Source organism: Lysinibacillus sp. G1-3, assembly GCF_056322905.1.
In genome coordinates, this window is sequence record NZ_JBWHYQ010000006.1 from 146,954 (window position 1) to 173,329 (window position 26,376).

Sequence of the window (26,376 nt, forward strand, 5' to 3'; positions counted from 1 at the left end):
TTAAAGCTGTCCAGTGAGGCACTATGATAAACCATTTTCCTTTTTCGTTAGAGCCAGAGGGTGAAACGCAAAAGAGCCCCTTACATAGGTGAAGGACAATCCCCAATTCTGGAGACGCGGAATTGGGGTTTTTGTGTCATTAAATGATAATGAGAGGTGTTTTCAATGAATGAGCGTTTTACAAAGGGGTTCGAAACAATAAAGCAGTATGTGACAACGGAAGAAGCGGCAAGAATGATTGAGGCGGATGCACTAGCTGACATCGCACCAGATTTACGAAAAATGATTATTGAATTTGCATACGGTGATGTTTATTCAAGACCAGGGCTAGATGCGAAAAGTCGCGCACTTGTTGTCATTACAGCAGTCGTAACACAAGGTGCTGCTCCGCAAACAAAAACACATATTAAACGTGGTTTACATACAGGTTTGGCACAGACAGAAATTGTGGAAGCATTATTACAATTAGTGCCTTACATAGGTTTTCCGCGTGTGCAAAACGCTTTAACTATAGCTCAACAGGTTTTTAAAGAAGAAGCGTAAAATTATTCCTTGGTGTTTCATGCTATACGAAGGCACTTTAATAAAAATGCGCATCAAATGAATAAACACCTGTGAAACGGTTCATATTAAGAGCGGAATCACTTATTAATCTAATATGATTAGGAGGATGTAGAATGAGTAGTCAAACACCCAAAGACCAGGAATCTCAGGAAAGTCCGCCACAATTGTATAGGGTGAACTTCTAAAATCTTAAGCAAAAGGTAAAGCAGAGGATATTCTGTTTTGCTGTATCTTAAGAAGAAGCAAAAACCGATACAGATAAAATCAATAGAAATAAGTGTTCTTGGATCCAGAATTTTTCTGGGTCCTTTTTTTATCTCGCATTATAGCCGTAAAGCCAGAGTAATGAAGAAGAATCAAAGATTAATTTTCATTTTATAGAAAAATTTGACTTTTTAAGAAATCTGTCTTACTCTAAGTATGACAGATTTCTGTTTGGTGATAAGCGATACAGATTGGAGGGATAAGATGAATATTCATTTAGATCCAAGCAGTGAATTACAGCTCTATAAACAGTTAGCGAATCAATTAATTGAGTTAATTGCTAAGGGAGAGCTAAAAAATGGTGATACATTACCTTCAGTTCGTTCAATGGCTGCAGATTTAGGGATTAATGTTAGTACGGTAAGTAAGAGCTATCACGAACTCGAAGAAAAAGGGTTAATTGAATTAAAGCCAAAGGCAAAGGCTCTCATTATCGGTGGTCAAAAAAAAGAATTGAAAGAGACGGAAGTTGAAAAAGTAGAAAATGCATTAAAGCCAATTATGGCAGAGGCATTTGCACGTGGCCTAGAAAAAGATCAGATGACAAGTTTGATTCATCGAATTTTAAAACAATGGAAGTAGGGGAAATATGCTTTTTATAGTAAGCATCTTCATCTTTGTAGGCGTACTGGAAACATTAACACCATTTTTGTCTAGAAAAACAACAGTGTTTGGTGTTTCAATTCCTGAGCCCTATGTGCAACATCAGCAATTACAACTATTTAAAAAGCACTACAGTATGCTGGTAGGGAGCATAGCAGCTGCATTTCTTTTAGGCCAAATTTCACTACTATTTACGTCCATTCAGGAAGAAAAATTTGTTTTACTATCCTTTATATTGTTATTTGTCATCCTACTCATATCAGCAGCTCTTTATATGTTTTATCATATAAAAATAATAAAACTAAAAAAACATGAATATTGGGAAGCACATGTCAAAACAGTTTATGTGACGGATCTATCTATACGTGATCGAGATGAAGTACTCTCACCTAAATTTTTTGTATTACCAATTATTGTGAATTTAGCGTTAATCACCTTTACCTATATGAATTACAATTCCATCCCAGATGTATTTGCTACCCATTGGAATGCAGCAGGTGAGGTAGACGGTTGGACTGAAAAAACATGGATTTCAGTAATAGTAATGCCACTTATTTTACTAGGGATACAAATTAGCGTTTTCATCATGAGTTTTGGAATGAAAAGTGCCAAAATACAATTGAGCGCACAGGCGAAAGAAGCTTCTGCCAATAGAGAGCTTGCACAGCGAAAATATGGCAGCTGGTATTTAGCAGCGATGAATCATAATATGACCATTCTTCTTGTTGTTTTACATTACACAACAGTGATTTTAAAGAATCAAACAGTTCCTTACTTCTTCCCTCTTTTTATTGTTTTTATGATCGTCACTTTAGGGGGACTTATCCTCTTTACTTGGAAATTAAGTAAAAGTAATGAGCGCTTTGGTGATTTACATACAAACGAAACAGCTGCAGCCGATGATCGCTACTGGAAATGGGGTATTGTTTACATCAATAAAAATGATCCATCACTATTAGTGCAAAAGAAATACGGTGTTGGTTGGACTGTGAATATGGCGAATAAATGGAGTTACATCATTTTACTCGTGATATTTGTACCTATTTTGTTATTCATTTCCTTGTAGAGGGAGAGATATTATGAAGAAATTATTGTTTTTATGTTGTGCACTCTTATTATTAGCAGCGTGCGCGCAGGAGGAAGACAAAGCAAAAGGTAAAGAGACGAAAGGGGACAATAAAATGAATGAACAACTAATAGGAAAATGGGAAGGGAATATTGAAACACCGAATGGAGCATTTCCAATTATCTTAGATTTGCAAAAAGATAACGGGAAATTATCAGTACCTGCGCAAGGGGATTTCCTATTTAATGGTATTGCATATAATGGCAATCAAGTGAATGTTTCCATTAACTTAAATGGCTCAGCTATTGAAATTAAAGGCACATTAAAAGATGGGCAAATTGAAGCAACATTCCAACAAAATGGTGGCATATTCCCACTTGTCTTAAAGCCATTCAAAGAACAGCCAGAACAACCAGTTACGTATGAAGCGTTAAAGGTTCCCGTTCAAAATGGTGAGTTAACAGTGGCTCTTCAAAAGGCTAGTAACGAACCAACTCCAGTTGCACTTATTATTGCAGGCTCTGGTCCAACTGATAAGGATGGAAATTCAGCATTAGCTGGTAAAAATAATAGCTTAAAAATGATAGCAGAAGGATTAGCAAAAGACGGTATTGCAAGTGTTCGCTATGATAAACGTGGAATAGGCGATAATCAATCCCTTTTAACAAAGGAAGAGGATATAACTTTTGACCAATACGTAGATGACGCAGTTCAAGTAATTAATACCCTTTTAGCTGATAAAGCTTATTCAAGTGTTCATATTATTGGCCATAGCGAAGGCTCACTGATCGGTTTGCTAGCAGCACAAAAAGCAAATGTAGAGTCCTTTGTTTCCATAGCAGGTACTGGAAGATCAATAGATGAAGTTCTATTAGAGCAATTAAAAGTTCAGTTAACACCAGCCCTTCTAAAAGAATCAACCGATGTTCTTGCATCTTTGAAAAAAGGTGAGCTAGTGAAGAACGTTTCACAAGAATTACAATCTCTTTTCCGTCCTTCCGTTCAACCGTATATGATTTCATGGTTAAAATATAACCCTGCAAGTGAGTTAGTAAAAGTGAATAGCCGAATTTTAATTCTTCAAGGTACAACTGACTTACAAGTAGTTGCGACTGATGCGGAAGCGTTAAAGAAAGCAAAACCAGATGCCGAGCTTATATATATGGACGGAATGAATCATGTGTTAAAAAATGCTCCAGCAGATCGCGCGAAAAATTTTGCGACGTATGCAGACCCAACATTACCACTTCATAAAGAATTGTTGCCTGCCATCCAGCAATTTATTATGAATGAAAATAGAGACTAGGTATGGTGAATGCCATTGTTTGTTTTATCATTATGATCCCAATCTTTGTGATAGTTCTAACTCAAGGAAAAGGTGCATTTTTACTAGCGGGCTATAATACTATGCCCGCTAGTGAGAAAGAGAAATAAAAGTGTTGAAGAGATTTTTGAAAGAATGATGCTTAGCGATAAGATAATTAATCCTGAATATAGTGAAAGGATATAAACTTCAAACATTTGATCACTTTTCCCTGTTTACTTGTGATGATTTCCATGAAAGCTTTACGAAGGTCATTAGCGAAGTTGTAGGTAATCAATCGGTAATAATAAGAAATGGAGATGAAAGAATGGGAATCCTAGATATTAAAAATTTTTCAAAAGTGTATAAAGATAAAAAAAAAGCTGTCGATAACATAAGTTTATCTGTTGAAAATGGCGATGTTTTTGGATTTATAGGTCATAATGGCGCAGGGAAAAGTACAACGATCAAATCAGTAGTAGGAATCCTAGATTTTGAGGAAGGCGACATCTACATTGATGGGCATTCTATTAAGAAAGAGCCTCTTAAATGCAAATCGAAATTTGCTTATATCCCTGATAGTCCCGAAATATATGAACATTTGACAGGAATACAGTATTTAAATTTTGTAGCAGATATTTTCGGAGTGCCGGAAGATGTTCGAGTAATGAGAATAAAAGAACATTCTGGAATGTTTGGAATAACAGAAAGTCTAGGGAATCTAATATCCTCTTATTCTCACGGAATGAAGCAAAAGTTAGCAATAACTGGAGCTATTATTCATGAACCAAAGCTTTTGATTCTGGACGAGCCATTTGTAGGTCTTGATCCAAAAGCAGTAGTTGTTTTAAAAGAGATAATGAAGAAAATGACTGCTAAAGGGAATGCAATATTTTTTTCAACACATGTCTTAGATGTTGCAGAAAAGCTTTGTAATAAGGTGGCTATGATTAATCGTGGAAAGCTAGTTTATAGTGGTACGATGGATGAAATAATACAAAATCAAACATTGGAAGAGTTCTTTATGAAGGAGTTAAAAGATGAGTCATTTTCTTATTCTTCTAAAAGTTAGGATTATTTCACTGGCGAGACTTAATACCCTAAAAGGTAAAGCCAGCATTGGTGATAAAATGGTTATTATCGGTATATCTCTTCCGATTGTTATCTTGCTAGCGTATTTTACAAGTCTTGGATATATGCTGAATGAATATAATATGAGAGAACACATACTTGCATTTTCATTTTTATTGAGTACTCTTATATCATTATTTATAGCATTTTTTAATGCTAGTGATGAGTTATTTGGAAAAAGAGATTATGACACATTAATGTCACTTCCTATTAAAACATCAATAATAGTTGTAAGTAGATTCTTTTATATATATTTCTTGAATACGGTAGTATCTTTAATAATCATGCTTTTAATGGGAGCGGTATATTTCTTTACAGGAACAGTAAGCGGAGTTTTTTGGATAAAGATAATGATTGGAATATTTACAGTTGCATTAGTACCATCAATTGTAGCGTCAATTGTTAGTATATTAGTTTTAGAAGTTTCATCGAGAGCAAAATATTCTCGTGCGTTTTCTTCAATTAGCTATATGTGTATTTTTTTATTTTTAGTATTAGCACCAACATTGAGTGGTTATAAATTAGATCCAAGCGATATGAAATTGATATTAACAAATGTATTGAATCAGTTTAACCAAGTGTATCCAATGTTTTATTTGTATAATAAAATACTCGTAACAGGACAAGTAGGAGATTTTCTTATATATATAGCAGTTTCATTAGTGTTAACAGTGATTTTCATTATTGGTCTTTCGTTTGTATACAAAAGACTAAATACTAAAATTCAATCAATAAGTAGTAACAAAAAATATGAAGTAAGAACATTAAAACAATCAAGTATTTTAAAAGCATTATATGTGAAAGAAATCAAACGACTATTTTCGTCCACAATGTACTTAATGAACAAAGCATTCGGAGTGATTATGATGGTTATTTTTACGATTTCTTTAATGATTTCAATCACAAAAGTGATGGAATATATGCCGATAGATACTATTAATACAGTAGAGATTCTGTATAGAGTAACACCGTACATAATGTCATTGATGGTATGTTTGTCAAATACAAGTAGCGTATCTTTTTCACTTGAAGGTAAAAATATTTGGATAATCAAAACTTTTCCATTGTCGAAAGAAATGGTTGTAAAGAGTAAGATACTTGTTAATCTTACGGTTACAATACCTCTTACGATTATAAACGGAATAATAATCGGAAGAGTGTTTGGAGCAACATTATTTGATTCCATCATATTAGTACTTCTTCCATGTGCATTTGCAGTATTTTCAGCAGTATACGGAATTGTTATTAATTTAAGATATGTAAATTATAGTTGGCAATCAGAGCTCCAAGTAATAAAGCGGAGTGTATCAAGTTTATTGGGGATGTTAGGTGGAATGATTCTGGTACTCATTGCAGCAGTTCCAAGAGTACTATGGTCAGGTTCGATAGTAGGCATATATGATGTTGTTATTATTTTATGCTTGGGCATCGTAACTAGCAAGTTATATGCTAAATCAATAAATGGTGAGCCTATTTAATTGGGAAGAGTAGTGTGAAGACTAAATAAATAAATTGAAAAAAGTAAGCTAAATAAAGACCGCAATTAATTGAAAAATCTATGAGAATGGAGATTATTATGAATAAATCTAAAAAGTCAGTAAGTATAATTCCTTGGATATTTTGTGCCTTGTTTTTTGTGTTTTCAATTATTGGTGTACAAAATATATCGGATGAGATTCCTATTACCTTCAACATGGCCGGTCCCAATTTGAACGGCAGTAAATATTTTATCTTTATTTATCCTGTATTGTCATTTTTTATAGGGATTACTGCATTAGGTGGATTAGGGAAAAAGAAAAATACTAAATTACAAGGAAACTTACTATTTATAATTATAGGGAACTTAATAGTAGGTGGATTTATGGTTTATACAATCTTATCACATTGGAATATGTAATTTTAAAATAATTGGTGAATAAAGAAGGAGAAGTATATGTTTTAGGTGAGAATGTAACTTATGGGCAAACTAAGACAAACCGATGTAACCAATCAGCAATTTTAGCTGATGATAAATCAGGATGGTCTCTTAACCACTCTAATATGTTTAGTCTATATTTATCTAACTTTCGCGTTCTACGCTTCGTAGAAGACAGCCAAAGAGACATTTCATCTGGATCCTTTTCTAAATAATGATTAACAGTTCCTCTGCAACTCCAAGCTTCTTTGCAATTTTACTTTTTGAAAAGCCTAGTTCTCGCATCTGAAAAATTTGATTATGCATTTTCCACTTTTCCACCCTCTGCACCACCATCCATCTCTGATAGTCTTCAACTAATCTATCATACTATGGATAATTTTGATTCTAATAAAAAGTGTTCAATCTTATTGAGCGATAATTGACTACTTTTGTTTAGCAGTTAAATAGAAGGAAAGTAAATACTAGTAAAAGGTAAATCCCGCGAGCAGAGGGCAATATCCACAGAAACAAGGTAATGCACATACGAATCAAATTAGTATTAAATCAAAAGAAGTATGCTCAATTCAAAAAATGATGAGCATACTCTTTTGGTTTTTAGGCATTTTTCCACCTTTTGTATTTGGGCAAACTGTCGCTGTTATTTTTCAATACGTTGATTAGAGCGAAAGTAGATTGTTGAGACGTAGATCAATGCAATTCAACGGAAGCCTAAAACAACCTCACGTTATGGTGAAGTGCATTATAGTGAAACAATTATTACAACTTTATCGTACAATAACTATGCAAGGAGAGGTGTATTTCCATTCATTCAAGGTGGATGAAATAGCATGATGAATCGAAACTAAATTGAAAAGAAGGTGCTTTTATGTATAGCATTGGGAAATTTTCGAATCTATGCAATGTTCCTGTAAAAACCATTCGTTACTATAGCGATATTGGGTTACTCGAGCCATCTTTTATAGATGAAGTGACTGGCTATCGTTATTATGATTACGATAAAATGAAAGAGCTGAATACTATTCAGATTCTAAAAGATTGTCATTTTTCATTAAAAGAAATTGAACAGGTTATAAAAGGGGAAAATGATAAGCAAGTTTTAGAGCTAAGATTACATAAAAAAGTTCAGGAATTAGAGCACCAACAAGAAATGATCGCTGAACAAATTCAAAATATTGTCCATGTGAAAAATTCTATTAAGAACGCTGAGACATTTAATCCGAAGCCAACATTATCAAGTTGTTACATAGAAGAACGACCAGAAGTACAGGTGCTTTTCATTCGGGAAAAAATTAATATTATAGAAATAGATAGGCTAGTACAAAAATTATTTGAACGAATTTATGCCTATCAATTAGAGGTAGTTGGGGAGCTTACTGCAATTTTTCATCAACATGATAAGAAGCAAAATGTAGCAGATGTTGAACTACTGTTGCCAGTAAAAGCAACTCAACCGGCAAATTATATTAAACTAATACAAGAAGGCAGATATGCTTGTATAAATGTAAAGGGACCGTATTCAGAGTTGAATTTTGGCTATAGTCGCTTGCAAGAATGGTTGACGGAGCAATCCCTTGAGACAGAAGGGATGTTTATGGAGCAATACATAAAGGGGTTAATCCCATCCGAAGTAGTAAACCCAATTAATATCAAACCAAATATTGAGATCCATCCAAACGATTTTTTGACAACAGTGTTTGTGAAAATAAGAAACTAGCTAAACTCTCCAGTAAATGGAGACTTTATTCTGTAATTAGCAAGGTAACAACGTCTTGCTAGTAACATACAGAATGGAGTACATCAATGACAACAAATATAGGACAGTTTGCATATCTTAAAGGTAGTTCGTATGAGATTGGACAACATCAAGCACGAGAATTTCAAAAAAAACCTTTTGCGAAATCGCTATTCTTTACGGAAAAATTAACTTCGGACAAAGCTTATTTTCAAATGAAAGCACAAATAGAGCAGTATTGCCCAAGTTTAAATGAAGAATTAGAAGGCTTTGGATATAAGCCCGAACAACTACATTTCTATCAAAATGCGTGGTTAATTCCTGGAGGATGTAGTTTAGGGGCTATTTTGCCTGGAAAAATGGCGGATGGTAAAACATATGTCATAAGAAATTATGATTTATCGCCAGCTATTTCAGATATGCGTTTATGTACAACGGTCGTCGAAGGAAAATATATTCATACAGGGTTTTCTGTTTCTACATTCGGTCGGAGCGAAGGTTTAAATGAGAAGGGGCTATGTGTTGCGTATGCATCGTGTGGCATGCCCATTGGCAAATATCCTGGTATGAGACCACCAGTAGTACCTGGTTTACAGTTTATGGTTATTGTCAGAGCTCTATTAGAAAATTGTGAAAATGTAGAAGAAGCTATTAATATGGTAAATAATATGCCAGTAGGAACGAATATGAATTTACTGATAGCGGATGCAAATGGCGCCGCAGCCTTGATTGGAACATATGACGGAATAAAAGAAGTGAAATGTGCAGAACTAGATTATCTTATTGCCACTAACCATGGGCTATTTTCTTCAATACAAAAAATGGAGCCAGGCAAACTTGAGCATTCTCAATTAAGATATGATATTTTAGAGGGGGAATTTTCGGAAAGTGGTAAAAGATCTGTTGAAGAAATCCAAGAACTTCTATTAAAGGAGTTTCCTAAAGGACTATCTGTTCATAATTACAACGAAAGCTTTGGAACCGTCCATTCAATTTTGTTTAACCTTACTGACTTACAACTAGAATTTTCATTTGGCTCACCAATACAAAATCAGGTAAACAAGATAGAGGTCGGCAAAAACTTTGCAAAAACACAAATACCTGTTGGATTTACTAATAAAAGCTATGGAACGGAATTTTGGAAAATTATAAAGTCCTGAATAACAAAAAGACCTCCCACATGAGGGGAGCACCGAAAAACTTACGTTTTCATAAAAGCGAACCTTTTTCAGATAAAAATAAGGCACTTCTTGTTCAATTTTGAACAGGAAGTGCCTTATTTCTTTCTCTATTCCTTATTCATTTTCGTTTAGTAGCTTTAATATCCGTTTCAAATTGACAGCGAATATCGTTGTAGCACCTTGAATTTCCATGCTGAATAAACCCGATGCCGTATCCGTGTCCGTTTTTTAATTCACTATTCTTCGCTTCTACTTTGTAGCGATTTACGGCTAATTACTTAAATGCTTCCGTATTTTGAAATGCCTCTTGTTCGGCATGTGTATCCGACTTAATTGTGACAGAATATGTTTTACTTTTTGCGCCTTCTTTATAACAGCCCAATGTCAAAAAAATATGTCTGACTTTGACTCTTACTCGTTCCTTTTTTACCCGTACGTGCTTTTCTTGTCGCGAGATGACCGGTCTTACAAACAAACATTCCAGCGTCTTTATTAAACTTAAACTTGTCTTCTTCTTTTCGTGGTCCTTGTGTAAGAATAGGATTCAACTTTGCCACGAGCACGATTTTCTCTTCTTTTGTATATTTGATATTTTCCTTTTCAGAGTAAGCTGCGTCTCCAATAACTGTATTAATTTTCATACCTGCTTGTGTGCTTTTTTCAATTAACTCTTGAAGATATTTTCCATCGCTTTTTTCACCTGTTGTAATGACAGCCGCTGTAATAATACGTTCATCACTCAACGCGATATGTGTCTTATACCCGAAGAAAGAAGACTCCGACGTCTTATGCCCTTTTCGCGCATCCGCATCAGAAGAGTAATTTAGATGTTCTTGGAAATCTTCTGCGACTTCTTTTAAAACATTCAGCTTTTCTTTGACAGATGGCATTTGTGCAATTTGTGGTTCTTTTTCAATGACTGAAATAACTTCCTTACAGTAGGTTAATTCATCCTTTACTTCGTTAGAAGTGGTCTTTGCGGGGAATTTGTCTTTCATCGATTCGTCAATTTTGTAGACAGCTTTTCGAGCGTTTTTTGATTTCTCTTGTAAAAATTCTTTAGGCGTTTTTTGGTTGTAACGTGCTTTTGTATGTGTGGCATCCACAATAATCGTTTGACTGTTGATGATTTTTTCTCCAATGCAATCTCAACTGTTTTCCCAATGAGCATGTCTAATAAGTTTACGTCTTGAAGACGAAGCCGACGAAATTTTGTAAGCGAACTTGAATCAATGAATGGATCTTCTGGCGCCATATCCAAGAAATATTTGAATGACATATCGTACTTTGAACGTTCTACAAGGTCGACGTCTGATACATCATAAATCGCTTTTAATAATAAGTACTTAAACATACGAATTGGAGGTATGGCATTACGACCATTGTCTAAGCAATATTTTGTTTTTAACTCTTCTAAAATGAATGAAAAATCAACAAGTTCATTGATTTGGCGAAGTATATTATCTTTTGGCACAACAATATCGTAGATCGCCATATATGGACTTAAATTAAGGGTTTCTTGATTTGAAATCATCGGGAGCACCACCTGCACATTAATTCTTTTATTATAAAGGAAAGCGTGACTAAAATAATAGTGTGATACATTGCGTTGTTTGGAGAAGCATCGCTCGACTCCTGCGGGAAAGCGAGACAGACGAGACCCCGCACGAAGCGAAGCGTAGGAGGAGGCTCGGCGCTCGCTCGCGGAAAGCGAGCGGAATGCTTCGGAAAACAACAGTAGAGTCACAATGCCAAATGAAAAAAGCGAGGTATTCAACGACTTAATCGTTGAATACCTCGCAATGTGAGAAGATATAGACTTTTTCAGTGCCCTCCTCATGAGAGGTCTTTTTGCGTGTATCTGAAAGGTAAGGCATATTTTGTTCAACTGAAATAGCACTTACCAATTACACACTTATTTAATAACTTAATTCGTTCGTAACTACTTCGATAAATTTATCTCGATCTTGTGGTTCAAAAAAAGTAATCCCTTTTTCTCTAGAAAGTTGTAGTAACTTTTGAATATTAGCTTCATCTTTCTCCATAAAGGCTTTTTCTACATATTTTAAATCTTGCAAAATATGATGAATAAATGTATCTCCTTCTCTTTTAATATCTATAGCAATAAAGTCGAAAGATAATTTTGTTTTAGGTGGAGTAATAATTGTATCAAACAAATAGTTTAAAGCTTTAAAGGGGACATAAGGGATACCTTTTTTATATTCATATTTCTCTATAATAGGTAAAACCTTATCAATAAATTTTTGTATTTTATCAATATTGTAAAGCTTTGTATCTTCTAAGTTATTCTTCTTAATAATTTGTTGTATTTTTTCAAATTGCTTTTGTTCTAACAGTTCTTTCATATATAAAAGTTCTTTTTTGAAGTTGGATCGTTCTTTTTTACTTAATTGTCGATGTTCAATAACAGCGTATTCGATTAGCTCCCATCCTATTTTCAAACCAAAATGAGGTTCTAAAAAATACTTAAGTTCTTCAAAATCGCGCACTTAGGTAACTCCTTTTACGTTAGTATTATTAATCTTGCAGGAAAACAAGATAAAAATTTCTTGCCCTAACCGCTCATCAAACATCTTTCGTCAGAGCCATATTAAGATGATATTCCTTTATCTTTACTTAATTCCCAACAATTATGTATTTTACATAAAAAATCATTTTATAGAAATATATAATTTTATTTCATTTTTTTAAAAATAAAATGAACCTTTTCTATTTGCCGTTTTTATAGTCAGTGAACATAGTAATAAGGAGGGATTATTTTGGAGCTTATTGTGAAGGATATTGTGAAAAAATATAATGGTGTGAACGTTTTGGATGGTGTGTCGGCCACATTTAAAATGGGGTATTCTTATTTATTATTAGGTCAAAATGGAGCGGGTAAATCTACATTATCAAAATGTATAGCTGGAGATGTAAAACCTGATGCAGGTACTATTGTATTCAATGAAGCGTCTCAACATGTACAAGAACAAGTTGCGCTTCAATACCAATTTTTTTCGAGTTATCAGCATCTTAAAATTCGTGAAGTAATGGCTCTTTTTACTACATTGACGAACAATAAGGCTGATTTGGGAGAACTATATGAAATATTAGGATTACCGACTTATGACCACCTATTATTGAAAAATGCGTCAGGCGGTCAGCGAAAAGCAGTATCGATCTTCCTTTCTTTTTTATTAAATAAACCAATTATCATTTTAGATGAGCCGTTTGCTGATTTAGATTTAACAAAGAAGAAGCAATTGATGTTTTACTTACAGCATGAAATTCGCCAACGTAACAAAATGATCATCATTATTAGTCATGAGGTGGCAGGGTTAGAACCGTTATTTGATTATGTAGTGATTTTAAAAGACGGGAAGCTCATTGAAAATAGCACAAAGGATGAACTCTATAGAAAATACGCAGAGGTTAAATTGCCGGGAATCGAAGGTCTTTACTGTGAAGTGACAGGTCAAATTTTAGGAGGAAAAGTAGGATGATTAAACAAATTGCAAAAATGTATATGTTGGAAAGTTTACGTAATCCAGGAATGGTTATTGGAAATATACTTCCAGCCTTTATATTTATGATTACTTCAGTAATTTGTAAAAATATAGTGAGTGGAAATGCGATAGATTAAAGGTCAGTTTTTACCAATTTCTATAATAATGCTAATTTTCTTCTTTTCTTTTTCTAGTGCTACAATCTATTTAGCAGATATGAAGGCCAATAAAACCCTTCAATGGGTGAAGCGAACGGGGGTTAAGCCTCACACTTACTTTATAGGAATGGGAATCGGTGTTTTTACTTTATTAAATCTATTCTTAGGGTTACTACTCATTGGCTACTCTTTTATTATTGATATTTCATTATCTTCATTTTTGCTAATTATTTTAATGAGTAACTTTATGTTACTGGCATTATATCCATTGAGTTTTATATTGGCTGGTCTATTTAAAAATGAAAGAGTGGCAACAAGTATGTTGCAACCGATTATGTTGATATTTATGTTTTCAATACAAATGTCAACGATGTTTTTAACATTAGCGAAAAAAAACCCCCAAGATTATTTTATTTTTTTAATTTGGAATCCGATGCTATATTTATTTGACAGCTTACAAGTGTCTTTAAATTTAATGGACGAAACATGGCTTCCACAATATAAGTATTTTATGATTTTAACAGTTCTTAGCTTGGTGCTAGCAACTATCGCAAAAAAATATATAACAGTAGGTGATCTGATGGGAATTGGATGGATTGTGTCTCTTATTATTGGTGGCATCATGATGGTAGTATTCATAGTGATTACTATTTCCATGGAGCGAAAATATATTGTACGTGAGAATGGGAAAATTAACTATAAAAAATCAACGGTTTATTTACGCTGGAATGTGTTTGATACATTAACGCTTGTCTTAGCTATTTATACGATACTTTGTGTGCAGGCATTAAATATGCTCGTGTCTAAAGGGACAAACAATCGAAAATCCATATGTGCAGTTTTTTACAAACCAATCGCAAGTATGGGTCATTGTAACAGTCGCATACTTAGTTTCACGTGTGTCCATAACATTGAAGTCCATTAAGGCTCATTGGGGGGATGAGCTGGATGATGAGTAATGAGGAGTGGATGGAGGCCTATAAAAACGGCGATGTCGAGGGCTTTGAACAGCTCTATAGTCGTTTGTATGAGCCATTGTACTGCTTTTTATTTCGCTATACTCGGGAAGATCAGCTAAGCATTGATATTGTGCAAGATACCTTTGAGCGTTTACAATATATAAAAGAAGATTTTGATGAGCAAAAGGGTACGGTCAAAGCTTTTTTATTTTAAATTGCTTATCGCCTAATGATTAATAAATTGAATCGGCGCAAAAAATGGCGTACGCTCTTCCCGTTTTTAGTACCGACGTCCAGTCATCGAATTTCTGCTGACGAGAAATTAACGATACAAGAGGCGATACTTCAATTACCCGAAAAGCAACGAGCGGTTATTTTGCTCGTTTACTATCATGATTTGCCACAAGAGGAAATTGCACAAATTTTGTCCATTCTACTTGGCACAGTTAAATCAAGGCTACATAATGCGATAAGGACTTTAAAGGAAAAGCTAAAGGAAGATTTCGATGCTTAAGGATGAATTTCAAAAGGAACAATGGTTAAAAGACAGCTTAGATCAAGATAAAGTGGAGATTCCTAAGCAGCTAATGACATACAAGAAAAGTCGCTGGCAACGTTTTCTTCAATATTTAGCTTCACCAACGAAGGATCCGTTAGAGCCAATATGTACATCTTCAGTTGGTTATACCTCTTTGAAAATAGTACCCATTGCTGCGGCTGTATTTATAACAATTTTCCAAATTTTATTGCAATAATTTTTATCAACTATTAAATTTCTCACTGCCACAATCATTCGGTTGTGGTATTTTTAATGAATAAAATACTATTTATTGCCCATTTTTAGGAAATATTTAGATTAATTTGGAGGTTAGTGCTTTGAGGGTTTTGAAAAAATTTCCACGACCATACACGATAAAAGGTCAGCTTCATCGAGCGCTTTTATGGATTACTTTTATTATTGGTCTATGTATTTTTATTCCAACGCTTTACATTGAATATCGGCAAACTATACAGCATCAGAATGAAGAGATGACGCATTATTTGGATGCTCAAACATATTTTTTTGAAAGCTGGTTATCAGAACGATCCAGTGATATACATACAATAGCTAATTTAGATTTTGTAAAAAATTATAATTATGAAAAATCGCAAGCTTTTTTTCTAGATTTTAAAGAAAAAACCGATTTTACCGACTTAATATTCGTTAATAAAGAAGGCATCGTACAATTTGATACCGTTACTGAATATAGTACATCTGGTGTTGGTGTTGGAATGGATGTAAAGAATCGTAAGTATTTTCAGGTTGCTAAAAAGACGAAACAACCATATATAACAGATATTTTAATTAGTAAAGTTACGAAGAAGCCTATTCTTGCATTTGCTTCACCTATTTTAAATGCACAACAACAATTCAATGGTGTAGTTTTTGGTGCAGTAAATTTAGACACAATCGATCAACTACTACATGAATCAAGAGTTGGCTTTTTAGGAAAAGCTTATATTATAGATCAGAATGGTACTATGCTCACAGATTTTAATAGTAAACAGCAACGGACTTCTAGCAATTATTTAGTGGATGAGCATATCCTAAACGCAGCTGAAAAAAATACAATAAGTGACCTAGAGCTTTATAAAGATGCGAATAATAAGCGAGTACTTGCAAAAAGTAAGCCTATAAATGAAGGAAAATGGTTTATCATATCAGAAATAGGTCTGTTTGAGGCGTATCAACCATTCATCATTAGAATTTTATTGATAACATTTTGTTTAGTCGTAGGTTCGTTTTTTACGATTAAAATGATGTTACATCTTTCTAAAAAAATTGAAGAACCAATCCAACAGCTTCTTACAGGCGTTAGAAAAGTAGAACAAGGATTTTATGATTATCAAATAGATGAACAACAGTTGGCACCTTATGCACATGAATTTCAGGAGCTTTGTTCGTCCTTCAACGAAATGAGTGCTAAGGTGAAAACGGATACAATCTTACTAAAAAAATTATCAGTTACTTGTCAGTTGACGAAGCTGTATAATCGCCGTTATTTGATTGAACATGGAGAGCTTGTTTTTCAGAAATGTTTAGAGGAACAAAATCATTGTTCATGTATAGCGATTGATATTGATTTTTTCAAAAAGGTCAATGATACATATGGGCATTTAATCGGTGATGAAGTCCTAAAACACGTCGCAAATATCATTACAAATTCTGTGCGAAAAATCGACATTATTACAAGATATGGGGGAGAGGAGTTTGTCATTTTATCTCCAAATACTACGTTAGAGAGCGCAGTAAAGATAGCGGAAAGAGTTCGAAAGCATGTTGAACATCATCCTTATTATGCGGATGATGTTGAGATCAATGTGACAGTGAGTATTGGCATCGCAGGGTATGGTCATTCTAAAAACATTTCAACATTTTATGAGTTACTTGACAAGGCGGATCAAGCACTTTATATTGCAAAAGAAAGCGGTCGAAACCAACTGAGAGTATGTGATCATACAGGTAAAGTTGATACAAATCAGATACTTTAGAAGACTAAATTTGGGAAGTGGTATTTACATGAAGGAAATTATACTAAGTAAATTAAAAGAAATTGAAAAAGAGTATCAAGTGAAAATTTTATATGCAGTAGAATCAGGTAGTCGTGTTTGGGGATTTCCTTCCAAGGATAGTGATTATGATGTTCGTTTTATATATATTCATCAACCTCAGTGGTATCTTTCAATTGACCCTCAAGGTATTGGTGCTAAAAGGGATGTTATAGAAGTACCGATTAATGATTTGTTGGATATTAGTGGATGGGAAATAACAAAGGCATTAAGACTATTTCGCAAAAGTAATCCACCGCTATTAGAATGGTTACGAAGCAATATAGTGTATGACCAACAATATTCATTTATTGACAATGTACTATTACTGGAAAGTGAAGTATTTTATCCAAATGCAAGTTTATATCACTATTTAAACATGGCTAAAAACAATTATCGAGAGTATTTACAGGGATCAGAAGTAAAAATAAAAAAATATTTCTATGTCCTCAGACCAGTTTTAGCATGTAAATGGATAGAGAAAAACAATACGGTTCCACCAATTGATTTTCAGGAATTGTTAAATGCAATTATCTCTGAAGGTCCTTTAAAAACCGAAATTGAGCAACTTTTGCAGAGGAAAATGGCTGGTGACGAACTAAATATGGAGCCGCGTATTGAAAGTATTAATGAGTATTTAGATAAAGAAATAGAGCATATTGAGGCATACTGTAAAAACCTCCACGTTAAAGTCGATGATCCTACACAAAAATTAGATGCGTTATTTAGAAGTACATTGCAAGAAGTATGGGGATCGAAAACTGAATAATTTTAAATCGCAAGGTCATACTAAAAAAGGTTTCACTTATGAAATCTATATTGATGAGGAGGATGGCGCGAATGAGTAGGTTCGAACATTTAGACCCAAAATCTCAAAAAATCCACCGCAACTGGTCAAGGATTAAGCATTCAAAATCTCAAGTAAATGGTGAAACGGAGATTACTCTCCATAACCGTATCTTGAGAAGTGAAGCAAAAGCCCGACAGTTTTAATCATGCTAGAAATGTAAGTGTCATCAAGCCCAGAACATATTCTGGGTTTTTTTGTTGTTTACGGGGCTTTTCATTCTTGTTCTGATAAAATGAATATATGAAAAAAAAGACAATTTTAGGAGGCGGAAGTAAATGAGCAGCGTAGAAAAAATAAAGAAGGGATTAAAGGAATTTGGCTTAGCGCATAAAACGGAGGAATTATTACCTCTCGCAAAAGAATCCATTCGAATGATGGTAAATCAAATACATGAAGAAAAAATACAGATTGGCGGCTCAAAAGTTGGTGGCTGTCCGGATGTACCATCTGATTTCTCATGGCCACATACAAACGACAATAGACCGTTGTATTTTCTTTGCCAACTAAATCTAGCAGAAATCAAGGCTTATGATACAAACAGCTTATTACCTGTGGATGGTGTGCTTTCCTTTTTCTATGATGCTGTCGAGCAACCTTGGGGATACGACCCGAAAGATCATGATGGCTTTAAAGTTTTCTATTTCTCTCAAGATACTAGTAGCCTGAATAGAATGGAAATTCCCGTATCATTACTCGAGCATGGTAACATCGACAGTGCGACGCTACAATTTAAGAATGAATTGACACTTCCATCTTGGGAATCGCCATACTCGATGTATTTAGAAGAGATATTAAGTGAAGAAGAAGCTGATAGCTACAGAGATTTTGAATACGAGTGGATGGAGGAAGATAATTTGTCTATGACTACTCATCGCATAGACGGTTATCCAGATGCGATTCAAGGTGATATGTATTTAGAATGTCAACTGGTGACAAATGGTTTATATTGTGGAGACTCAACAGGATATGACGATCCTTTGCGAAAGGAATTAGAGGCAGGCGCAACTGATTGGCGATTATTACTCCAATTTGATACAGAGGATGATTTAGGGCTTATGTGGGGCGATAGTGGCAGATTGTACTTCTGGATACGTGAGGAAGATTGTAAAAATAAACAATTTGATAAAGCATGGGTAGTATTACAGTGTTTTTAAAGGAGGGTAATGTACATGGAAAAATATAATTTCACACAAGAATTGGCCAAACAAATCAATAATTATCAATCGATAGATGCTTTTTATACGAAAATCATGAAGACTGTGGAGCCTGCTAATATGGGCTTCATTTATATAGAACCTGGTGGTGTTGTTGGGATGCACGAGGCGCCTGTACCACAGTTGTTTATTGTCATTCAAGGAGAAGGATGGGTTTGTGGTGAGGATCAAGAGAAAGTAATTTTAAAGACTGGAGAAGGTGTTCTTTGGCAAACAGGAGAGGCCCATGAATCTGGGAGTCATTCAGGCTTAACAGCACTTGTTATCCAATCTGAGCAAATCCATCTTGCATAGTTTACATATAAAATGTGTAACGGAGTAAGTTTTAACTCCGTTACACTAAGCAGTTAGTGATAAGCTAAGTTTAACTGTCTTCAATAAGTGGCCATCAAATAACTCGTCATATTCTTCTGTTTTTTTAAAGCCCTTTGCCTCGTAAAAGTTCATACCAATCGTATTTTCCTTTTCTACACAAACTAAAAGTGACATTAAATTTGGAAGCATTTTGATCCCTTCCTGTAATAGAGCCGTACCAATTCCTTTGCCCTGAGTTTCAGGAAGTAAATATATCGAGCAAAGTTCTGCCTCTCCATTTATAACATTTGAAAAATTGGCAAAGCCTACAATCGATTCTCCAACTATAGCAACTAAAAATAAACTTTTTTCCAAACGACCTTGCAATCGGTCTCTACTATAAGCGGCTTGTAAAAAACGATTTTGAACCTCAGGAGGGATAATTCCTTCATATGTTTGGTGCCAACTCTTTTTGGCAATTTCTTGCACAGAAATGATGTCATTCTTTTGCATATGTCGTATAATTGAACTCAATACTTATCACCTGCAATTCCAATTTTTCTATTTATTGTAACATAAATCACGAGAAGGGGGATGACTTCATGCAAGTTGTTGAAAAAGCATTTGGCTATATTACGAGAGAGCATGAGGGTCAGTTACAAGTGCTAGTATTTGAGCAAAATACAGAAGGAGCAGGGATTCAGATTCCGAAAGGCACGGTAGAGGAAGGGGAAACACCGCTAGAAGCAGTAACTCGGGAAATGTTTGAGGAGACGGGGTTAGACTATTTAGTAGTGAAGGGGTTAATTGCCCAAGATTTTTTTAATCATCATTCAGGGGTATTACAAAAGCGTTATTTTTATCATTTAACGGCAAATGAAAAACGAGATTCGTGGAAGCATTGTCCGACAGGTGTAAACGAGGCAGACTTAGAATTTTCATTTTACTGGATATCAGATGAACAAGAAGTAACGCTAGCGAAGGGACATGGAGATTATTTATATCGAGTACTAGCTCGTGTGAACAATTGAATCATCTAGAAGGTCATAAATAAAACGCGTTTCCAAATTTGGGAAACGCGTTTGTTTTATTATTTCTTTGCGGCAACCTCTAATGCTTGAGCGAAATCCGCGATCAGATCGTCAACATGCTCAAGCCCTACTGAGAAACGTAATAAACCATCAGTAATACCACGTTTTGCACGTTCCTCAGGCTCCATTGCTGCATGACTCATTTTAGCAGGGTAGGATAAAATCGATTCTACGCCACCTAGAGAGACGGCGAACACCGGAATTTTCATCGCTTCTACAAGTGCTTTTGCAGCTTCATAGTTTGGGAGGCGGAAGGATAATACTGCACCTGTACTAGTTGACTGATTTTGATGAATCTCATAACCAGGATGTGATGCAAGCCCAGGGTAGTATACTTGCTCGACAAGAGCATTTGTGTCTAAAAACTCCGCAATCTTTTGTGCCGATTGAGTAGATCGACTAAAACGCACATCTGTTGTTTTCATGTTTTGCAATAAAGTAAAGCAGTCCTGTACACCTAATATATTGCCGAATGAATTTTGGATAAAGTAAAGGTCCTGACCAATCTTTTCATCAGCAGTGACTGTTAATCCTGCAATAATATCGGAATGCCCAGATAAAAACTTTGTAGCACTATGAATAACAACATCGACACCTAGCTCTAGTGGGCGTTGGTGTAAAGGTGTCATAAAAGTATTATCTAAAAACGTAAAGCAATTATGCTGCTTGGCAAGTGCTACTACTCCACGGATATCTGTGATGCCAAGTGTTGGATTAGACGGTGTTTCCATATAGAGAAGCTTTGTAGCTGGTGTAATGGCAGCTTCTACCGCCGCTAAATCTGTGAAATCGACGAAAGTATGTGAAATACCGAAGCGTGGTAAGACTTTTGAGACGAAGCGGTAAGTTCCTCCATAAACATCCTCTGTAATAACTATATGATCACCCTGAGATAATAGCATTAATGCTGCAGATACTGCGGCAATTCCAGAAGAGTATGCATGGGCTCTGACCCCACCTTCAAGCTCTGCTACTGCTTTTTCTAATGCATCCCGCGTAGGGTTGCCAGAACGTGCATAATCATATTCGCCGAATTCATCGATACGCTCCTGATGGAAAGTAGATGATAAATACATAGGCACATTGACTGCACCTTTTTTATTTTCATAGCCGTCACGAACACCTGCGTGAATTAAACTTGTTTCAATATGCTGCTTCATCATTAAGCCTCTTTTCTAAGGGTATCGAATACTTGTTTTAAATCCGCAATTAAATCTTCAGCTTCTTCAACGCCAATAGAGAAGCGAAGTAATCGGTCGCAAACTCCACGTTCAATACGTTCTTCATAAGGCATATCCGCATGTGTTTGAGTAGCAGGATATGTAATAAAGCTTTCAACACCACCAAGACTTTCAGCGAATGTAATTAACTTCAAGTTTCGAAGGAATGGGTCAATCCACTCGGCTTTTTTCAAGCGGAATGAAAGCATACCACCTTTTCCTGTGTAGAGCACGTCTGTTACAAGCTCTTCTTCCTCTAAATAGGCAGCAATTGCTTTTGCGTTTGCATCGTGCTGCTTTAATCGAAGATGCAATGTTTTTAATCCACGAATAAGTAACCAGGAATCCATCGGACCTAATACCATACCGCTACCATTGTGAATAAAGCCAATGCGTTCTGCTAATTCAACACCCTTAGCGACGACTAAACCAGCTAACACATCATTATGACCGCCAATATATTTAGTTGCTGAATGAATGACAATGTCTGCACCTAATTCGATTGGACGTTGGAAATAAGGTGTATAGAACGTGTTATCGACAATTAACCATGCCCCATGCTTGTGAGCTAATTCCGCATATAATTTCAAATCAAATTCCTGCATAAGCGGATTTGTCGGCGTTTCAATGAATAGGGCACGCGTATTGTCGGTGATTAATGCTTCTACCTGCTCAACCGATTCGAATTTTGAGTAGACAGGCTTAATATTATATGTTTCTTCAAAGAAATTAAAAAGTCGATATGTACCACCATATAAATCATCAGGCACCACTAATTCATCCCCAGGCTTAAACAATGATAAAACTAATTGAATCGCCGCCATACCAGAGCTACAGGCAAAGCCCATATCTCCGCCCTCTAAATCCGCAATTCCGGCTTCTAATAGTGCACGAGTTGGATTTTTTGTTCGTGTGTAATCAAAACCAGTGGATTCACCGATACCTGTATGTTTGTAAGCTGTCGATAAATGGATTGGTGGGTTAACAGCACCTGTTAACGGATCACTTAAATTGCCAAGTTGTACAAGTTTTGTTTCAATACTTCTGCTGTTTGTCATGTCGTCACTCTTTTCTTCATCATAATAATGGGGAGTCAAAATATCTAAAAGATTAGAACTTCTTGTCCCAATATTCTCAATAATAGTTACCAATTTAACATGTATACTAAAGAAGAACAAGATAATTTCAGAAAATTAGAGAGATTATTTAAATTTAATCATCTAGGAATAGTAGGAGATAAGTGAGGGAGGAAAATAAAATGAAAAATTGGTTAGTGATAGGTGGGACAGGAATGCTAAAGGATGTTTCTTTATGGCTTATACAGCAAGGTAATTATGTAACCGTTATCGGTAGACAACAAAAGAAAATGCAAAATTTGATAGATGAAGTTAAAAATGATTCGAAATTATCACCTATATTAGTTGATTATACGAATTACAATCACTTTAAATTGGCATTAACAGAGTCTCAGCAAAAAAATGGAACATTTGATTGTATTATTGCTTGGATTCATGGTTCTGATAAAAGAGTTTGGGAGTCACTGTTAGAAGCGATTCCTACTACAAAAAATATAATTTTATACCATATAAAAGGAAGTAGCTCTTTCATAAAAAATGACGGTATCAAAAGTTATTTACTTCCTAATATAGTTTATCGAGAAGTGCAACTTGGATTTGTCATAGAAAAGAACAACTCTTCAAGATGGCTAATAAATAGTGAAATTGCACAAGGAATTATTGATGCAATAAAACAAGAAATACCGGAAAAACATGTGGGAGTATTTGAACCATGGAATTTGCGTCCATAAATAAATCTCTTCAATAAAAAAGAATCTGCCCATTACCTCGGCTTATCCGTGGTAATGGGCAGATTTTTTTGAATATGGTTTAAGCTTGTTCTTTTTTTAATAAATCTCGAATTTCTTTTAGAAGCTCTTCTTTAGAATCTAATTCTGGTGCTGGTTCTTCCACAACAGCCTCTTCTTTTTTACGAGATAGTTTAGTCATAATTCGTAATGCCATGAAAATTGCAAAGGCGATAATTAAAAAGTCAAGAATCGACTGTAAAAATACGCCTAACTGAATTTGCGCATCACCTGAACCATACTTAAAGCTTTTTGTTAAATCAATACCACCAGTTAAGATACCGACTAATGGCATAATGATATTTTCAACTAAGGAGGTAACAATTTTACCGAAAGCACCACCGATTACTACTGCCACTGCTAGATCGACAATATTGCCTTTCATAGCAAACTCTTTAAAGTCTTTCCACAAAACAAATTCCTCCCTGTAATTATCCATAAAATTAATCGAATTATATTTTACTATATTTTTCCCTATCTTTTCAACTACTAAAATAGTGGTAATTATATTCAGAAAAATCTACTACAAATAACGGTAATTTTGGTAAAATAGAAATAGTATTAGAGAGATTAGGTGTGACATATGGCGAATAAAAAGAAGAAAAACCAACCGAAGCTATCGCCTTCCGTTCAATTAGGCATGATAGCTTTACTAATACCAATTGCGATAACTGTTTGTGTTTTCGCCTTTTTTGCATGGAAGGAGCTACAAACATTAACTATATTTGAAAAATTAGCAAAGCAAAAAGAACTAGAAGAAATTCAACAAAATTTCGATATGAACATTCCTGAGCAATATATTCCCATCTATGTAGCAGCGGAAGAGAAATACGGTGTGCCTTGGACGTTGCTTGCCGCCCATCATCGAGTTGAAACACGATTTTCCTCAATGAGTTCGCTCGTTTCACCAGCTGGGGCAGAAGGACATTTACAATTTATGCCTTGTACATTTGTCGGATGGAAACATTCATCCTGCTCGGGGTTAGGAAAAGGGGATATATCGAAGACTGAATTAATGAATCCAGAAATCATTCAAAAATATGGTGGATACGGAGTAGATGCAAATAGAGATGGAATAGCAGATCCTTATGATATTGAGGACGCTATATTTAGTGCCGCGAATTATTTATCGAAAAATGGTGCAGTAGATGGTCATATTCGGCAGGCGGTCTATACATACAATCACAGTGATGAATATGTTAATAAGGTGTTACATTATTTTAATTTATATAATGATTATCATGATGAGCTAAAAGAAGTAGTCCTATATAAAGAAAAGTAAACTACTTTATGGGTGCAATGACAGAAGATACATCTTTGTTGATCTTCGTTATGGCTTGGCCCCAAGCGACTTATCAAATTCCACCGGGAAGCTTTGCTCTGCGCGACAACAACAAATGTTTTAACTGTGCGAAAGCGAAGCGACAGCAACAAATGTTTTAACTGTGCGAAAGCGAAGCGACAGCAACAAATGTTTTAACTGTGCGACAGCAACAACTAAGCGCACAGCCGGAGCGGAAATCAATCTTCTGTTTTGCCGAAGAGCCATTTAATTTTTATGTATGGACACAATTTTTTTACAACAAGTAAAGAGCCATCAAAAATGATGGCTCTTTATTACATATTTAGGTTGCTTTACGCATACCTTTTAAAATAAGGCTTACGATAAAGATCAGCACTACAGCACCAATCAATGCTGGGAATACGTAAAAATTACTAACTCGCCAACCCCAGTTGCCAAGAACCATACTACCGATCCACGAACCGACAACCCCAGCAACAATATTTCCAATAATGCCGCCAGGTACATCTTTACCTAAAATTACGCCAGCTAACCAACCTAATACTCCGCCGATGATTAAATACCAAATGAAGCTAATCATTTTTTTCATCTCCTTAAACTAAGATATAATGGCGATTGCTTAGTTATGCCCTGAATGGAGTATATTAAACGCGCCTCGCTTCTTTAGCAATTATTACAAATTCACAAAAAGGTTTTATTAATATTTAGCTTATGCTGATACCTCACTTTTGTGAAAAAACATTTGTAAGTGTTTTCTGTAGCGAATAAACTACATTACGCCAACGCGAAATGGATTACTTAATAACAGTTGCACCTAATGTGTGCTCAAAATGACGCAATGCCCATTCATGACCTGCAGCATCAAAACTTGCAACACCATCTGCATAAATGATCGTTGATATGCCCAAATTATAAGCATCAACCGCAGTGTGTAAAATACAAATATCAGTACAAACACCAACTAAATGAATTTCTTTGATCCCTCGCTCATTCAATAAAATCGATAAATTAGTTCCTGCAAATGCGCTATAACGCGTTTTATCGAGCCACATCACTTTATCTTTGTGAAGGTTATACAGTTCACCAACTTGCCCGAATAAATGGCGTCCTTTAGTGCCGCGAATATTATGAGGAGGAAAGAGTTTGGTTTCAGGGTGGAATGGGTCATCTTCCTCATGTAAATCATTTGCAAAAACAACAAATTCTTTTTCAGCAATAAATTGGTGAATTAAAGAAGAAATTTTTTGATCTAATGCTTGACCGGGCTCCCCACATGTTAGTTTTCCATCAGAAGCGACAAAATCATACGTATAATCAATTACTAATAAAGCCTTTTTCAACCTTTTCACACTCCTTATAGGTATAATTTCACTTATTATCATGCCATATTTGGGTCTGTTTGTCAGAAAAATGAATAAATTTAATGTTAAGAATAGTTTGAAAATTGATTTTTCTGAGCGTATAATGTGAAAAAAGGAGAGTGGTCTATATGAATATGACAGCTATGAAACGTTTAAACCGCCAAGGATTTCTTATTGCAGGCTTGCATCTGCTAGTTTTATTAAA

General features: G+C 35.0%; 28 protein-coding genes and 4 pseudogenes. 24 read left to right on the top strand and 8 right to left on the bottom strand.

Going from position 1 to position 26,376, the window contains the following annotated elements; genetic code table 11:
• Positions 1–165: 165 nt before the first annotated feature.
• From ACVYAD_RS07945 to ACVYAD_RS07990, 10 genes are all read left to right on the top strand, one after another.
• Positions 166–543, top strand: coding sequence for a carboxymuconolactone decarboxylase family protein (locus tag ACVYAD_RS07945; protein WP_349661432.1), 378 nt, complete (start codon positions 166–168; stop codon positions 541–543).
• A 489-nt stretch (positions 544–1,032) separates the two neighbouring features.
• Complete coding sequence (locus ACVYAD_RS07950; protein ID WP_349661431.1) at positions 1,033–1,410, top strand: GntR family transcriptional regulator; 378 nt, start codon at positions 1,033–1,035, stop codon at positions 1,408–1,410.
• Between the two features lie 7 nt (positions 1,411–1,417).
• Positions 1,418–2,497 carry a DUF1648 domain-containing protein gene (locus ACVYAD_RS07955; RefSeq protein WP_476425689.1) on the top strand — a complete coding sequence of 360 codons (1,080 nt, stop codon included), beginning with the start codon at positions 1,418–1,420 and terminating at the stop codon, positions 2,495–2,497.
• A 13-nt stretch (positions 2,498–2,510) separates the two neighbouring features.
• On the top strand, positions 2,511–3,803 hold the full coding sequence (locus ACVYAD_RS07960; RefSeq protein ID WP_476425690.1) for an alpha/beta hydrolase: 1,293 nt from the start codon (positions 2,511–2,513) through the stop codon (positions 3,801–3,803).
• A gap of 32 nt (positions 3,804–3,835) precedes the next feature.
• On the top strand, positions 3,836–3,931 hold the full coding sequence (locus ACVYAD_RS07965) for a DUF3784 domain-containing protein (RefSeq protein ID WP_476425810.1): 96 nt from the start codon (positions 3,836–3,838) through the stop codon (positions 3,929–3,931).
• A gap of 203 nt (positions 3,932–4,134) precedes the next feature.
• Positions 4,135–4,872 carry an ABC transporter ATP-binding protein gene (locus tag ACVYAD_RS07970; RefSeq protein WP_476425812.1) on the top strand — a complete coding sequence of 246 codons (738 nt, stop codon included), beginning with the start codon at positions 4,135–4,137 and terminating at the stop codon, positions 4,870–4,872.
• On the top strand, positions 4,841–6,409 hold the full coding sequence (locus ACVYAD_RS07975) for a hypothetical protein (protein ID WP_476425692.1): 1,569 nt from the start codon (positions 4,841–4,843) through the stop codon (positions 6,407–6,409). The genes ACVYAD_RS07970 and ACVYAD_RS07975 overlap by 32 nt, the downstream gene beginning before the upstream one ends.
• 98 nt (positions 6,410–6,507) lie before the next feature.
• Positions 6,508–6,828: a hypothetical protein gene (locus ACVYAD_RS07980; RefSeq protein WP_349661427.1), complete on the top strand. Its 321-nt coding sequence runs from the start codon at positions 6,508–6,510 to the stop codon at positions 6,826–6,828.
• Positions 6,829–7,714: 886 nt separating this feature from the next.
• Entirely contained in the window at positions 7,715–8,563 is an 849-nt protein-coding gene (locus ACVYAD_RS07985; RefSeq protein WP_349661426.1) for a MerR family transcriptional regulator, read from the top strand.
• Between the two features lie 86 nt (positions 8,564–8,649).
• Positions 8,650–9,741: a C45 family autoproteolytic acyltransferase/hydolase gene (locus ACVYAD_RS07990; protein ID WP_476425695.1), complete on the top strand. Its 1,092-nt coding sequence runs from the start codon at positions 8,650–8,652 to the stop codon at positions 9,739–9,741.
• Between the two features lie 135 nt (positions 9,742–9,876).
• Here ACVYAD_RS07990 and ACVYAD_RS07995 read toward each other — a convergent pair.
• Both ACVYAD_RS07995 and ACVYAD_RS08000 read right to left on the bottom strand, forming a co-directional pair.
• A pseudogene (locus ACVYAD_RS07995) lies at positions 9,877–11,296 on the bottom strand (IS1182 family transposase).
• Positions 11,297–11,681: 385 nt separating this feature from the next.
• Positions 11,682–12,272 (bottom strand): hypothetical protein, encoded by a 591-nt coding sequence (locus ACVYAD_RS08000; protein ID WP_476425697.1) that lies wholly within the window; start codon positions 12,270–12,272, stop codon positions 11,682–11,684.
• 270 nt (positions 12,273–12,542) lie between these two features.
• Here ACVYAD_RS08000 and ACVYAD_RS08005 point away from each other — a divergent pair, with 270 nt between their 5' ends.
• The 11 genes and pseudogenes from ACVYAD_RS08005 to ACVYAD_RS08055 all read left to right on the top strand — a co-directional run bounded on the left by ACVYAD_RS08005 (position 12,543) and on the right by ACVYAD_RS08055 (position 19,332).
• The gene (locus tag ACVYAD_RS08005) at positions 12,543–13,265 is read left to right on the top strand and encodes an ATP-binding cassette domain-containing protein (protein ID WP_476425699.1); all 723 of its coding nucleotides are present in this window, start codon (positions 12,543–12,545) and stop codon (positions 13,263–13,265) included.
• Positions 13,262–13,405 carry a hypothetical protein gene (locus ACVYAD_RS08010; RefSeq protein ID WP_476425701.1) on the top strand — a complete coding sequence of 48 codons (144 nt, stop codon included), beginning with the start codon at positions 13,262–13,264 and terminating at the stop codon, positions 13,403–13,405. The genes ACVYAD_RS08005 and ACVYAD_RS08010 overlap by 4 nt, the downstream gene beginning before the upstream one ends.
• A 28-nt stretch (positions 13,406–13,433) precedes the next feature.
• A pseudogene (locus ACVYAD_RS08015) lies at positions 13,434–13,916 on the top strand (ABC transporter permease); the annotation flags it as partial.
• Between the two features lie 90 nt (positions 13,917–14,006).
• Positions 14,007–14,385: pseudogene (locus tag ACVYAD_RS08020) on the top strand (group-specific protein).
• Positions 14,366–14,899, top strand: a pseudogene (locus tag ACVYAD_RS08025) (RNA polymerase sigma factor). The pseudogenes ACVYAD_RS08020 and ACVYAD_RS08025 overlap by 20 nt, the downstream one beginning before the upstream one ends.
• A complete protein-coding gene (locus ACVYAD_RS08030; RefSeq protein ID WP_349661418.1) occupies positions 14,892–15,140 on the top strand; it encodes a hypothetical protein in 249 nt (82 codons plus the stop codon). The pseudogene ACVYAD_RS08025 and the gene ACVYAD_RS08030 overlap by 8 nt, the downstream one beginning before the upstream one ends.
• Positions 15,141–15,261: 121 nt before the next feature.
• Entirely contained in the window at positions 15,262–16,917 is a 1,656-nt protein-coding gene (locus tag ACVYAD_RS08035; RefSeq protein ID WP_476425703.1) for a sensor domain-containing diguanylate cyclase, read from the top strand.
• A 28-nt stretch (positions 16,918–16,945) separates the two neighbouring features.
• Positions 16,946–17,743, top strand: coding sequence for a nucleotidyltransferase domain-containing protein (locus tag ACVYAD_RS08040; protein WP_476425705.1), 798 nt, complete (start codon positions 16,946–16,948; stop codon positions 17,741–17,743).
• 71 nt (positions 17,744–17,814) lie between these two features.
• A complete protein-coding gene (locus ACVYAD_RS08045; RefSeq protein ID WP_068984661.1) occupies positions 17,815–17,967 on the top strand; it encodes a YpzG family protein in 153 nt (50 codons plus the stop codon).
• 132 nt (positions 17,968–18,099) lie between these two features.
• Positions 18,100–18,978 (top strand): YwqG family protein, encoded by an 879-nt coding sequence (locus ACVYAD_RS08050; RefSeq protein WP_476425707.1) that lies wholly within the window; start codon positions 18,100–18,102, stop codon positions 18,976–18,978.
• A gap of 15 nt (positions 18,979–18,993) precedes the next feature.
• Positions 18,994–19,332 (top strand): cupin domain-containing protein, encoded by a 339-nt coding sequence (locus ACVYAD_RS08055; RefSeq protein ID WP_349661413.1) that lies wholly within the window; start codon positions 18,994–18,996, stop codon positions 19,330–19,332.
• A gap of 45 nt (positions 19,333–19,377) precedes the next feature.
• Here ACVYAD_RS08055 and ACVYAD_RS08060 read toward each other — a convergent pair whose 3' ends face one another.
• Positions 19,378–19,866, bottom strand: coding sequence for an N-acetyltransferase family protein (locus ACVYAD_RS08060; RefSeq protein ID WP_476425709.1), 489 nt, complete (start codon positions 19,864–19,866; stop codon positions 19,378–19,380).
• A 68-nt stretch (positions 19,867–19,934) separates the two neighbouring features.
• Between ACVYAD_RS08060 and ACVYAD_RS08065 the strand changes: the two genes are divergently transcribed.
• A complete protein-coding gene (locus ACVYAD_RS08065; RefSeq protein ID WP_476425711.1) occupies positions 19,935–20,363 on the top strand; it encodes an NUDIX hydrolase in 429 nt (142 codons plus the stop codon).
• Positions 20,364–20,422: 59 nt separating this feature from the next.
• On the opposite strand, the gene ACVYAD_RS08070 is transcribed toward ACVYAD_RS08065, so the two are convergent.
• Complete coding sequence (locus ACVYAD_RS08070; protein WP_349661462.1) at positions 20,423–21,583, bottom strand: aminotransferase class I/II-fold pyridoxal phosphate-dependent enzyme; 1,161 nt, start codon at positions 21,581–21,583, stop codon at positions 20,423–20,425.
• Between the two features lie 2 nt (positions 21,584–21,585).
• A complete protein-coding gene (locus tag ACVYAD_RS08075) occupies positions 21,586–22,701 on the bottom strand; it encodes a methionine biosynthesis PLP-dependent protein (RefSeq protein WP_476425714.1) in 1,116 nt (371 codons plus the stop codon).
• A gap of 200 nt (positions 22,702–22,901) precedes the next feature.
• On the opposite strand from ACVYAD_RS08075, the gene ACVYAD_RS08080 reads away from it, so the two are divergent.
• Positions 22,902–23,450, top strand: coding sequence for a Rossmann-fold NAD(P)-binding domain-containing protein (locus ACVYAD_RS08080; protein WP_476425716.1), 549 nt, complete (start codon positions 22,902–22,904; stop codon positions 23,448–23,450).
• A gap of 79 nt (positions 23,451–23,529) precedes the next feature.
• Here ACVYAD_RS08080 and mscL read toward each other — a convergent pair whose 3' ends face one another.
• Positions 23,530–23,919, bottom strand: coding sequence for a large conductance mechanosensitive channel protein MscL (gene mscL, locus ACVYAD_RS08085; RefSeq protein ID WP_349661408.1), 390 nt, complete (start codon positions 23,917–23,919; stop codon positions 23,530–23,532).
• 171 nt (positions 23,920–24,090) lie between these two features.
• On the opposite strand from mscL, the gene ACVYAD_RS08090 reads away from it, so the two are divergent.
• Positions 24,091–24,789, top strand: coding sequence for a lytic transglycosylase domain-containing protein (locus ACVYAD_RS08090; protein ID WP_476425718.1), 699 nt, complete (start codon positions 24,091–24,093; stop codon positions 24,787–24,789).
• Positions 24,790–25,132: 343 nt separating this feature from the next.
• Here the strand turns inward: ACVYAD_RS08090 and ACVYAD_RS08095 are convergent, their stop codons facing one another.
• Both ACVYAD_RS08095 and ACVYAD_RS08100 read right to left on the bottom strand, forming a co-directional pair.
• Positions 25,133–25,390 carry a GlsB/YeaQ/YmgE family stress response membrane protein gene (locus ACVYAD_RS08095; RefSeq protein WP_079562065.1) on the bottom strand — a complete coding sequence of 86 codons (258 nt, stop codon included), beginning with the start codon at positions 25,388–25,390 and terminating at the stop codon, positions 25,133–25,135.
• 214 nt (positions 25,391–25,604) lie between these two features.
• Positions 25,605–26,150 (bottom strand): cysteine hydrolase family protein, encoded by a 546-nt coding sequence (locus tag ACVYAD_RS08100; RefSeq protein WP_476425720.1) that lies wholly within the window; start codon positions 26,148–26,150, stop codon positions 25,605–25,607.
• Positions 26,151–26,376 lie beyond the last annotated feature (226 nt).